Below are 12,171 nucleotides of genomic sequence, written 5' to 3' on the forward strand. Positions count from 1 at the left end.
GCTCAGCCCTGACCCTTGAGCCCGGGGAAATCGGAGTCGGAGTACTCGACGCCGAAGCCTTCGGGAACGGGCCCGCCGCCGTGGCGCAGCTCCTCGCTGTGCCGCAGCTCCACCCGCCGGATCTTGCCGGAGATCGTCTTGGGGAGCTCGGCAAACTCCAGCCGGCGGATCCGCTTGAACGGGGCCAGGTGCTCCCGGCAGTACCGCAGGATGTCCTCGGCCAGCTCCGGACCAGGCTGGTGCCCGGCCGCGAGGACCACAAAGGCCTTCGGCACCGACAGCTTGAGCGGGTCGGGGGAGGGGACGACGGCGGCTTCCGCCACCGCCGGGTGCTCAATCAGCACGCTCTCCAGTTCGAACGGGGACAGCCGGTAGTCGGAGGACTTGAAGACGTCGTCGCCGCGGCCCACGTACGTGATGATGCCGCGCTCGTCCCGGCTCGCCATGTCCCCCGTGTGGTAGTAACCGTCGCGGAAAGCCTCCGCAGTCTTCTCCGGGTCGCCGTAGTACGCCTTCATGAGGCCCACGGGGCGGGGGTCGAGGCGTAGACAGAGTTCGCCGTCGTCGGCCTCTTCACCGGTGGCGGGATCCACGAGCACGACGTCGTAGCCAGGCAGCGGCTTGCCCATGGCGCCGATCTTGATCGGCTGGCCCGGGGTGTTCGCGATCTGCACGGTGGATTCGGTCTGGCCGAAGCCGTCCCGGATGGTCTGGCCCCAGGCACGGTGGACCTGGTCGATCACTTCGGCGTTGAGCGGTTCGCCCGCGGACACCACCTTGGTGGGCGGGTTCACCAGCTGCGTGAGGTCGGCCTGGATCAGCATCCGCCAGACCGTGGGCGGGGCGCAGAAGCTGGTCACGGATTCGCGGTCCATCTGTTCCATGAGCGCCTTGGCGTCGAAGCGTTCGTAGTTGTAGATGAACACGCACGCCTCGGCGATCCAGGGCGTGAAGACATTGGACCAGGCGTGCTTGGCCCAGCCCGGCGAGGCCACGTTGAGGTGCACGTCGCCCGGTTCCATCCCGATCCAGAACATCGTGGACAGGTGTCCCACCGGGTAGGAGGTGTGCGTGTGTTCCACGAGTTTGGCCTTGGACGTGGTGCCGGAGGTGAAATAGAGCAGGAGGGTTTCGTCGGCCAGGGTGGGGGCGTCCGGGATGAAATCCGCGCCGGCCGCGCCGGCCTCCGTGTACTGCCGGGCATTTTCCTGGCCTGCGGCGGCGGGATTGGTGGGATTCCCGCCGATTTCGATCAGTGTGTAGTCACCGGCGACGTCGGCGAACTTGGCGATGTTGGCACTGCCGACGGCGGCCCAGGACGCGCCGCCGCGCTCCACCCGATCCTGGAGGTCGGCGGGCCCCATGAGGGTGGTGGTGGGGATCATGACGATGCCCAGCTTGATGCCGGCCAGCATGAGTTCCCAGAGCTCCACCTGGTTGCCGAGCATGATGATCATCCGGTCCCCACGCCGCACGCCCTGTCCGCGCAGCCAGTTGGCCACCTGGGACGAGCGCCGGGAGAGGTCCGCGAAGCTGCGCCGGGTCGCGGACCCGTCCTGTTCGACGATCACCAGCGCCGGCTTGTCCGCCTTGGCCGGGTCTGCCGCGAGCTGGTCGAACCAGTCCAGAGCGAAGTTGAATTCCTCGAAGCGCGGCCACTGGAATTCGTTGCGGGCGCGGTCGTAGTCCCCGCGCAGGGCCAGCAGCCGGTCCCGCGCGGCCCGGAATTCCTCAGTCACGGTCATGGTGCACCTTTCGAAGTCCTCTGGCGCTGCCGTTCCGGGTCTGGCGCCGTTGCCTGGGGTCTGCCGGCCCGGCAGGGTGCCTGCCTAGTGATCCCCGTCACTGTGCAATATACTAGGACATCCAAGGGTTTGGAAGAGCGGCGCTGCTCTGCAGGCGGCGCATGACGAAGGGATACGTGCCCGTGCAGCCACAAGGACGTGCCAGCGGACAGCGAGCGGTAGCGGAATCAGACACAGCCGTAGAGATAGGCGAATCGAACACAGCCGAAACAAACACGGAAGCCGCAGTCGAAACAAACACAGCGCAGCCGCCCTTTCCCGACGCCGACCTGATGTACATCGTGGACCTGCTGCCGCCGGACGAACGGCTCCGCTACCAGGAGGTCCGGGAATTCCTGCAGTCCCGGATCCGGGCCGCGTCGATCGACTACTGGAACCGCGAGGAGTTTCCCTTCGGCCTGCTCGCGGAACTCGGCAAATACGGTCTGGGCGGGCTGCAAACGGACGGCACGTCCAAGCTCTTCAAGGGGCTCATGTACGTCGAGGTGGCCCGCGCCGACGTCTCCCTCTCTGCGCTCGTAGGCATCCACAATGAGCTGATCGTCGGCATGATCGATGAGCTGGGCTCGGAGGAACAGAAGGCGCGCTGGCTCCCCGGCCTCACAGCGTTCACGCAGCTTGGAGCGTTCGCCCTGACGGAGCCGGACCACGGCTCGGACATCGCCGGTGGCCTGGAAACCACCGCCCGGCTGGACGGCGGCGAGTGGGTCCTCAACGGCGCCAAGCGATGGATCGGCGCCGGCACCATCGCGGACTTCGCCCTCGTTTGGGCCCGGGACGTCGCTGACCAGCACATCAAGGGCTTCATCGTGGAGACGGACCGTGCCGGCTACACTGCCACGAAGATCGCCAACAAGATCGGCCTGCGCATCATGCAGAACGCCGACATTGTCCTCGACGAGGTCCGTATTCCGGCGGCCAACCTGCTGCCCGGCGCCACCGACTTCTCCAAGGCCAATGAGCTGCTGCGCGATTCACGGGCCTGGGTGGGCTGGCAGGGCGCCGGCATCCAGCTGGCCGCGTTCGACGTCGCCCGCGCCTATTCGCTGCGGCGCCGCCAGTTCGGCAAGGAACTGGCCCGCTTTCAGCTCATCCAGCAGCAGCTCGCCGAGATCCTGGGCAACGCGACAGCCTCCCTGGCCCTGATGGCCCAATTGGCGCGAATCCAGGAAGACGGCAAGCTCGAGATGGTCCAAGCCGCCATGGCCAAAGCGACCACCACGCGGCTGGCGCGTGCGTCGGTGGCGATGGGCCGGTCGCTCATGGGCGGCAACGGCATCAGCAGCGACTACGAGATGGGCAAGCTCTTCGGCGACGCAGAAATCCTCTACACCTACGAGGGCAGCTACGAAATCAATTCGCTGATCGTGGCCCGGGCCGTGACGGGGAAGTCAGCCTTCGTCTAGGCTCCGCGCGTGATCTAGGCTCCCCGTGAGCTAGTGCCAGTGCCAGTGCCGTCCCGCGTCTGGCCTGCCTGGCCAGACTGAACCGCCGGGCTGGGGTGGCCGTACCGGGACGTGCGGTTGCGGCCGCCGTTCTTGGCCTCGTACAGGGCCCGGTCCGCGCAGTCCAGGAGGGAACCGGCCGCGGCGTCGCCCTGCTCGCAGACTCCGGCGGAGATCGTCAGGAAACCGACTTCCCCGAACGGTTCGGATGCGATGGCCACGCGGGCCCGTTCGGCCGCGCGCAGGGCCTCGGCTCCGTCGGTCTCCGGGAGCAGCCACACGAACTCCTCGCCGCCGAATCGGGCCACGACCTCCTTGGCGCGGGCGACTTTCCGGAGCCTCGCCGCGACCTCCGCCAGGACGACGTCGCCCATCAAGTGACCATGGGTGTCGTTGACCCGCTTGAAGTGGTCGATATCCAGGACGATGGCACTCAGTCTCGTTCCGCGGCTCCCGGCCTGCGCAACGTGTTCGGCGAGGTGCCGTTCCAGGGCCCGCCGGTTGGGCAAGCCGCTCAGGGCATCGGTGGTGGCCTGCTGCTCCAGCTCGGTCCATGCCTCCGTGTTGCCGATGGCGATCTCGACGAGCTCCGCGAACTGGGCCAGCCGCTCCATCATCGCTTCCGTGACCCCGGTGTGCGATTTAGAGCTCAGGCTGAGCGCACCCCACAGGCTGCCACGGACCCGGATCGGCGCCGCAGCTGCGGACTGGAAGCCGCCGGCGCGCATCTGCTTTGCTGCCTGTCCGCCCTCCGGCCGGTAGAGAACGAGGGCCGGCTTGCCGGTCACTGCCACCCGGACGGTGGCGGACTCGTCGGTCGGGGCGAAGATCTGGCGCCGGCTCAGCGTCGGCGGGAGGGTCGGGGCCATGGCGACGATTTCCGCCGAGGACGCGCCCGTGAAACGGATGACGGCGGCGGAGTCCACGTTGAACAGATTGCGGACAATCGCGGCGACCCGTTCTGAAATGTCTGCGGGGGCCGCGTTGCGCGCGACTTCGGTCGCTATTTCGTGCAGGGCCTGCCAAACCTGCTGTTGCTGCAGGCGCTCGGTAATGTCCACCGCCACCACCATGCCGGCCGCGGCCTCGTCGTCGGAATGGACCGGCCGGGCGTTCAGCCGGTAGGTGCGGTGCCCGATCTGCCGGCTCCAGGAGACCTCGCGGCCGGCGAGGGCCGCACGGTAGCGCGGCTCCAGCTCTGTGGCCAGATCACCCTTGAGCACGTCCTGGATGCGCTGCCCTTCGAGCTCTTCCCTGCGGTAGCCGAAGGTCTCCAGCTCCTGGCCTTCGGCGATCAGATAGCGTAGCTCGGCGTCGAAGAGGAGCACGAAGACGCCGGGGACGCTTCGCGCCAGGGTACGGTACCGGTCCATGTCCCGTTGCCGGCGCCGGTCGGCCAGCACCCGCTCGGTGATGTCCGTGACCACGACGAAGAAGCCCTGCACCACGCCGTCGCGCTTATCGGGGGTGTAGGTCACCTCGGTGAAGCGGGACTCGCCCGCGGCGTCCACCAGCGTCCGGTCAAACTGCTGCTGCTCTCCGGCGAGCGCCCCCGCGATGTGCGGTCGGTTGGCCTCGAAGACGGCCTCGCCGAGCACGTCCCGGACATGCATGCCGTGCAGCTGCCGGGGCCCGAATCCGAACCACTCGCAGTAGGCATCGTTGGCCAGACGGTTACGCAGTCCCGTGTCCCAATAGCCCACGAGTGCCGGGATCCCGTTGAGGACGGCCCGCAGCTGTGCTGGGATCTCAGGCAGTGGCGACGGGCCGTCATCGTCCCTGTTGAGCGGGCTGCGATTAGTCATTGCCCCAGTATCCATGGCGCGCCGCGGCATCGGAAAACCATCAGGAAAAACTGTCAGGGCATGAACCGGTAGCCGATGCCTGCCTCGGTGAGCAGGTGGCGGGGGTTGGCGGTGTCCGGCTCCAGTTTGCGCCGCAGCTGGGCCATGTAGACCCGGAGATAGTTCGTCTCCTTGGCGTACGCCGGACCCCAGACTTCGGAGAGCAACTGCTGCTGCGTGATGAGCTTTTCCGGATTCCGGACCAGCACCTGAAGCATGTTCCACTCGGTGGGGGTCAGCCGGACGTCCTGCCCATCCCGGATGACCCTGCGCTTGCCCAAGTCCACGGTGAAGTTCTCCGTGCTGACCACTGCTTGGTGGTCCGGTTCGATGCTGCGGCGCAGCAGGGCGCGGAGCCGGGCCAGGAGCTCGTCCAGGCCGAACGGTTTGGTGATGTAGTCGTCCGCACCGGCGTCGAGCGCCTGGACTTTGTCCTCGGAGCCGTGGCGGGCGGACAGCACCAGGACCGGGACACTGCTCCAGCCGCGCAGCTCCCGGATCACCGCCGTGCCGTCCAGATCCGGCAGGCCGAGGTCCAGGATCACCACCGACGGCGGCCCCTGCCGGGCCTGCAGCAGCGCCGAGCGGCCGTCCTCCGCTGTGGAGACCTCATAACCGTGGGCCTGCAGCGTGATGCGCAGAGCCCGCAACAGGTACGGATCGTCGTCGACTACCAGAACCGCGCTCACAGCGCGTCCTGCCCGGCGTCCTGCCTGGAGTTCGACGGCGACGGCGACGGCGCGGTCAGGTGGCGGCGGCCGGTCGGCTTAGTTTGCGGCTGGAGCTGGGCGGATTGCGGTTGGAGCGGGGCCCCGCCCGGGTGGGCGTCGAAGGGCTCTCCGGTGGAGAGCGGGAGGGTGATCACCATGGTGAGCCCGCCGCCCGGCGTCGGCTCCGCCGCGAGCCGTCCGCCCATTGCCTCGGTGAATCCCTTCGCCACGGCCAGGCCCAGCCCAATGCCGGCGGCCTGGCTGGCGTCGTCGAGGCGCTGGAACGGGCGGAACATGTCCAGGACCCGTTCCGCCGGGATGCCGCGGCCGTGGTCGATGATGCGCAGCTCTCCCGCGGGCTGCCCTGCGAGCGCGGCCGGACTGAGCCCGCCGGCGGCGCCCGCCACCACTATGTCTGAATCCGGGGCGTACTTGACCGCGTTCTCGACGATGTTCGCAACGACGCGCTCCAGCATGCCCTGGTCGGCCTCAATCTCGGGCATGTTGGCCGGAAGCTCCACCCGCACCCGGCCCGGCGGGACACCGTGAAGTGCGCCGGGGATGACCTCGTACCAGCGGAGAGGATGGAGCCGGGGGCTGACCGAGTCGGACGTGAGGCGGGACATGTCCAGCAGGTTGCCGACCAGCACATCGAGCCGGTCGGAGCATTCCTCGATCGTGGCCAGCAGTTCCTGCTCTTCCTGCGGGGTATACGGGACACCGGTCTGGCGGAGACCGCCTACGGCGAGTTTGATCCCGGCCAGCGGCGTCCGGAGATCGTGCGAGACCGCGCGGAGGATGGAGGTGCGCATGGTGTTGCTCTCGGCCAGGTGCATCATTTCGCGCCGGCTGGCCACCAGTTGCTGGCGTTCCAGCTGGGCAGCCAGGTGCACGCCGAACGCAGCGAGGAGCCGCCGGTCGCTGGCCGGCAGGATGCGTCCGTAGAGGACCAGCCGGGTGGTGGAGTCGATCTCCTCGATATTCTCGCGGTCGGGGCTTTCGCCCATTGCCGCGCCCTGCTGGCCTGTGCCCTGCTGGAGTGTGCCCTGCTGGCCTGTGCCCTGCTGGAGTGTGCCCTGCTGGCCTGTGCCCTGCTGGACTGTGCCCTGCTGGACTGTGCCGGCCGGGACCTCGCCGGCGGACGCCAGGAGCCGCCAGGTTCCGTCGTCGAAGAGATCAGCCCCGCGGACCTGGCTGAGGAGGGCCGTCCCGCGGACCTGGAAGACGGTCCTGGCCTGCTCGAGCAGCGACTGGACGGTGTCCTCGGACCCGGCCGCCCCGCGCGTGAGGTCACTGAGGGTGGTGGCCTCGGCCCTGGCCCGGGCGGCCTCCTTCGAACGGCGGGCGGACAGGTCCACCACCACAGCTACGGCCGACGATACCCCCAGGAAAACGAAGAGGGCCAGGAAGTTCTGCGGATCGCTGATGATCAGGTTGCCGGTCGGTGGTGTGGAGAAGTAGTTCACCAGCAGGCTGCTCCACAGGGCCGCCAGGACTGCGGGCCACAGGCCGCCCACCAGGGCGACGGCCACGGAGCCGCTGAGCTGGATGAGCATGGCGGTGGCAACGCTGTGCTCCGGATTCACGAAGACCAGCAGCAGTTGCAGGAGCGCAGGCAGGAGCACCGCCAGGATCAGGCCCACCGCAACCCGGGTCCGGCCAAGGTCGCCGGGGCGCGGCCACCCGGTGCCCCTCGCCCCGAGAGGGTGCGGGACCATATGGACATCGATGTCCCCGGAGTCCCGGACCACCCGGGTTCCGACCCCGCCGCCCAGAAGACCGCCCAGCAGGCCCGCGAGGTTCTTGTGCCGCGAGATGCCGACCACGATTTGGGTGGCGTTGACGCTGCGGGCAAAGTCCAGCAGGGCGGCCGCCGGGTCTTCTCCGGCCACTATCTGGTAGCTGCCGCCCAGGTCCTGGACCAGCCGCCGCTGCTGTTCGAGGGCCTGCGGTGATTCCGAGGCGACTCGACCGGCGGCGCGGACGTGGACGGCCAGGAGATCTCCGCCGCTGACGCGGGTCAGGATGCGGGCCCCACGCCGGATGAGCGCCTCACCCTCGGGGCCCCCGGTCAGGCCCACGACGATGCGTTCGCGGGCAGGCCAGCTGTCCTGGATACCGTTCTCGGCCCGGTATTTCGCCAGCCCTTCGTCCACCCGGTCGGCCAGCCACAGCAGGGTGAGTTCGCGCAGCGCGCCGAGGTTGCCCAGCCGGAAATAGTTGGACAGGGCCGCATCGATCCTCTCCGCGGGATAGATCTTGCCTTCGCTCAAGCGCTGGCGCAGCAAATCAGGCGGAATATCGACCAGATCGATCTGGTCAGCGCGGCGCACGATGTCATCCGGCACCGTCTCTTCCTGCAGGACGGCGGTGACGGCGCTGACGACGTCGCCGAGGGATGCCAGATCCTGGATGTTGATCGTGGACAGGACATTGATCCCTGCGCTGAGGAGTTCGTCGACGTCCTGCCAGCGCTTCTGGTTGCGGCTGCCCGGGACGTTGGAGTGGGCGTATTCGTCCACCACCGCAGTCTCGGGGGCCCGTGCCAGGACCGCGTCCAGATCCATTTCCTCGTACGCGGCACCCCCGGACCTCAGGCGGCGGGCCGGGATGACCTCGAGGCCTGCCATGAGCGCCCGTGTTTCGGCGCGGCCGTGGTCCGTCGCGAGCGCCACGGCAACGTCCTCGCCGCGCTCGCCGAGGCGGTGGGCTTCCTGAAGCATTTCGTAGGTCTTGCCCACTCCGGGCGCGGCCCCCAGGAAGATCCGCAGCGTTCCACGTGCCATGCCGCCATTGTGTCACTTGGAGGCGACGCCGGCGACGCGACGGCAACCCGAACGGGCACCCGAAGGGCGGTGTTTGGGGGCGGCGTTAAGGAAGCATCAGGATTGCCCGCCGGACGGGTGCGGCGGCGGCGGGCGCTGGTACTGTCCCGGATGGAAGCGGTGCGGTGCGCCGCGTGGAAAGGACATCATGACCACCCTCAGCCGGCCTCCGGCAGACCCTTCGGCGCCCCGGCCCGGCGCAGGGGAGCACTTCAGGAACTGGCTGCTGTTCGGCCTCCAAGATGCCAAGGGAATCCATCAGGGGCCCGGGGCCGTGAGCGACAGCCACCTGAAAAAACACACGTGGTGGCAGGTCATGTGCCTGACCGGCGTGGACTACTTCTCCACGCTGGGCTACCAGCCCGCCATCGCCGCGCTCGCGGCAGGCGTGATTTCTCCGCTGGCTACCCTGGTCCTGGTCGCCGTGACCCTGTTGGGCGCGCTGCCGGTGTACCGCCGGGTGGCCGGCGAAAGCCCGCGCGGTGAAGGGTCCATCGCCATGCTGGAGCGGCTGTTGCCGCGCTGGGGCGGGAAACTGCTCGTTCTGGTGCTGCTCGGCTTCGCCGCCACCGACTTCATGATCACCATGACGCTCTCCGCTGCCGACGCAACGGCGCACGCGATCGAGAACCCCTTCGCCCCCGCCTGGATGCAGGGCCAGAACGTCGCGGTCACCCTGTTCCTGCTGGCCCTGCTCGCCGCGGTCTTCCTGCGCGGCTTCAAGGAGGCGATCGGCGTCGCCGTCGTCCTCGTGGGGCTCTACCTTGGGCTGAACGTCATCGTCGTCGTCACAACGATCGTCGAGGTCTTTGCCCACCCCGTGGCAGTGGACAACTGGTGGCTGGCCCTGACCACCCAGCACGGGAGCCCGCTGATGGTGGTGGGAATCGCACTGCTCGTCTTCCCGAAGCTGGCCCTGGGCCTCTCGGGCTTCGAGACCGGCGTCGCCGTCATGCCGCAGATCCGCGGCCACGCCACAGACACCGAGGATAACCCCGAGGGCCGGATAAAGGGCGCACGCCGCCTGCTGACCACGGCCGCCGTCATCATGAGCGCCTTCCTCATCACGACCAGCTTCACCACCGTGGTTCTGATCCCGGCGCAGGAGTTCCAGCCGGGCGGGCAGGCGAACGGGCGTGCCCTGGCGTACCTCGCGCACCAATACCTGGGAGACGGATTCGGCACCGTCTACGACCTGAGCACCATTGCTATCCTGTGGTTTGCCGGCGCCTCCGCCATGGCCGGGCTGCTGAACCTCGTACCGCGCTATCTTCCCCGGTACGGCATGGCCCCGTCGTGGGCCCGCGCCGTGCGGCCGCTGGTCCTGGTGTTCACACTTGTCGGGTTCCTGATCACCTGGCTCTTCGACGCCGACGTCGACGCCCAGGGCGGCGCCTACGCCACCGGCGTCCTGGTCCTGATGACGTCGGCGGCCGTCGCCGTGACCTTCTCCGCGCGCAGACGGCGGCAACGCAAGCGCACCGTCGGTTTCGGCGTCATCGCCGTCGTGTTCATCTACACCACGGTGGCCAACATCTTCGAGCGGCCCGAGGGCATCCGGATCGCGGCGCTCTTCATCCTCGGGATCATCGTGATCTCGCTGCTCTCGCGCCTCCGGCGCTCCTTCGAGCTCCACGCCACCCACGTGCGGATGGACACCCCGGCCCTGGAATTCCTCGCCGCCAACGAAACCGGCCCCATCGCGATCATTGCCCACGAGCCGCTGCGGCTGAGCGCCGAGGCGTACCAGGACAAGCTCACGTCCGCCATCGAGGTCAGCCACCTCCCGGTGGACTACCAGGCGCTGTTCCTCGAAGTCGTGGTGGACGACTCGTCGGACTTCGAGACCGCGCTTGAGGTCCGCGGGGTCATCCGGCACGGGTACCAGATCCTGGAGGTCCACGGGCCTGTTGTGCCGAACACGATCGCCTCCGTGCTGCTGCACATCCGCGACGTCACCGGGCTGATGCCGCACATCTACTTCCGCTGGACGGAGGGAAACCCGTTCACCAACCTCCTGCGGTTCCTGGCCTTCGGCGAAGGCGAGATCGCCCCGGTGACGCGTGAAGTGCTGCGCGAGGCCGAACCGGATGTCACGCGGCGCCCGTGGGTCCACGTCGGCTGACGGCCGGCGAACACAAACGCCCCTCCGGAGGAATCCTCCGGAGGGGCGTTGTGGTCTTCGGGGAAGGTGTCCCGGCCGGGCGGCCGGGACTTTTCCTGAGTACTTAGAGCGGGCGGATGTTCTCAGCCTGCGGGCCCTTCGGGCCCTGCGTGACGTCGAATTCAACCTTCTGGTTCTCGTCCAGCGAGCGGTAGCCGCTGGTGGCGATTGCCGAGTAGTGGGCGAAAACGTCGGCCGACCCGTCATCCGGGGCAATGAAGCCAAAACCCTTTTCGGCGTTGAACCATTTAACTGTGCCTGTAGCCATGCCTTTATCCTTCTGAAATGCTGCTGATCTCCGGCGGCCATAAGGCCAACGGCTGCGGAGACATTCGTCCGCTGTCCCCAACGTACGGTGCGACGGGCCGCGGTGCAAGGGTCTATAGGGGATCTTCGTCCCGGACCTTTGCCTCAGTCATGCCGAGACGGAGGCGTCGAAGAGCTCAATCAGGTCCCGGCTTATCTGGTACGGCGAGGTCTCGGACGGGCTGTGGCCGCCGCGGTAGACCGCAATCCGTGCCCCGATCGACTGCGCGAAGTGGCGGTGCAGCGCCAGCGGCCAGAGGTCGTGTTCGCCGACGGCGACAAGCTTCGGCAGTTCTGCGGCGGCCAGGACCCGCCGCAGATCTGGTGTGTGCTTCATGAGGCCGATGATGTCAATGACCGAGGCGCGGCGCGTGAACGCGAACCGGCTCCTCACGAACCGCAACCGTTTGGGCGCCACATGGGCAACATTCCTGCGGATACCCCAAATCATCAATGCGGTGCCCACCCTGTTGTTGACCCAGCGACTGAACCAGCCGGCCAGGCGCAGGTCGCGGAAACTCTGCCCCGGCTCGGGCGGGCAACTGATCAAGGTCAAGCTACGGAACTTCTCTGGCCGTTGGGCAAAGGCCAGTTGGGCGACAATCGCCGCGAAGGAGTATCCCACGACGTGCACGGCGCCTTCTTCGGCGTTCAGCATGGCGAGGAGGTCGTCGCGGAAGAGCTCGTAGTCGTAGCGGCACCGGGGCGGAACGAGGTTTTCAGGCCCGGCCTGGGCGGATTCATACTGCCCGGCGATGTCGCAGCTGAGGACAAAATAGCCGGCCGCGGCGAGCTCGGGCAGCATGAGGACGAAGTCTTCCTTGGAGCCGGTTGCGCCCGGGATGAGCACGACGCGCGGCTTCCCGGGATCTCCGGTGGAGATGGTCGCCAGGGTGCCGCTGGGCGCCGCGAACTCCCCGCGCACCACGCCTTCGGGAAGGACGGCCCAGTCGAAGTCGGGCAACGCGGCGTCCCGGCGGGCGGCATCGTCCACCAGCCCCGAACCGAAGCCCTCGGGCTCGGGAAACGGCGTGCCTTGTGTGTTGCGGCCGACAGACACCATAGACCTAAC

At 68.0% G+C, this 12,171-nt stretch carries 8 protein-coding genes; 2 read left to right on the forward strand and 6 right to left on the reverse strand.

Annotated elements, in window-relative coordinates; translation table 11 throughout:
- Positions 1 to 2: 2 nt before the first annotated feature.
- Positions 3 to 1,745, reverse strand: coding sequence for an AMP-binding protein (locus M2428_RS08300; protein ID WP_277525482.1), 1,743 nt, complete (start codon positions 1,743 to 1,745; stop codon positions 3 to 5).
- Positions 1,746 to 2,077: 332 nt separating this feature from the next.
- On the opposite strand from M2428_RS08300, the gene M2428_RS08305 reads away from it, so the two are divergent.
- Positions 2,078 to 3,211, forward strand: a complete 1,134-nt coding sequence (locus M2428_RS08305) for an acyl-CoA dehydrogenase family protein (RefSeq protein ID WP_277525483.1) — start codon at positions 2,078 to 2,080, stop codon at positions 3,209 to 3,211.
- A 14-nt stretch (positions 3,212 to 3,225) separates the two neighbouring features.
- Here the strand turns inward: M2428_RS08305 and M2428_RS08310 are convergent, their stop codons facing one another.
- The 3 genes from M2428_RS08310 to M2428_RS08320 are packed head-to-tail and all read right to left on the reverse strand — an operon-like array spanning position 3,226 to position 8,590.
- Positions 3,226 to 5,055, reverse strand: coding sequence for a diguanylate cyclase (locus M2428_RS08310; protein WP_277525484.1), 1,830 nt, complete (start codon positions 5,053 to 5,055; stop codon positions 3,226 to 3,228).
- 53 nt (positions 5,056 to 5,108) lie between these two features.
- Entirely contained in the window at positions 5,109 to 5,783 is a 675-nt protein-coding gene (locus M2428_RS08315; RefSeq protein ID WP_277525485.1) for a response regulator, read from the reverse strand.
- Entirely contained in the window at positions 5,780 to 8,590 is a 2,811-nt protein-coding gene (locus M2428_RS08320; RefSeq protein WP_277525486.1) for a DUF4118 domain-containing protein, read from the reverse strand. The genes M2428_RS08315 and M2428_RS08320 overlap by 4 nt, the downstream gene beginning before the upstream one ends.
- A gap of 187 nt (positions 8,591 to 8,777) precedes the next feature.
- Here M2428_RS08320 and M2428_RS08325 point away from each other — a divergent pair, with 187 nt between their 5' ends.
- Positions 8,778 to 10,754: an amino acid transporter gene (locus M2428_RS08325; protein WP_277525487.1), complete on the forward strand. Its 1,977-nt coding sequence runs from the start codon at positions 8,778 to 8,780 to the stop codon at positions 10,752 to 10,754.
- 103 nt (positions 10,755 to 10,857) lie between these two features.
- Here the strand turns inward: M2428_RS08325 and M2428_RS08330 are convergent, their stop codons facing one another.
- Together M2428_RS08330 and M2428_RS08335 are read right to left on the reverse strand one after the other, a co-directional pair.
- A complete protein-coding gene (locus tag M2428_RS08330) occupies positions 10,858 to 11,061 on the reverse strand; it encodes a cold-shock protein (RefSeq protein WP_009357211.1) in 204 nt (67 codons plus the stop codon).
- A 147-nt stretch (positions 11,062 to 11,208) separates the two neighbouring features.
- Positions 11,209 to 12,162, reverse strand: coding sequence for an alpha/beta hydrolase (locus M2428_RS08335; protein WP_277525488.1), 954 nt, complete (start codon positions 12,160 to 12,162; stop codon positions 11,209 to 11,211).
- Positions 12,163 to 12,171 lie beyond the last annotated feature (9 nt).

This window comes from Arthrobacter sp. ES3-54 (assembly GCF_029504395.1).
Taxonomy (GTDB): domain Bacteria; phylum Actinomycetota; class Actinomycetes; order Actinomycetales; family Micrococcaceae; genus Arthrobacter.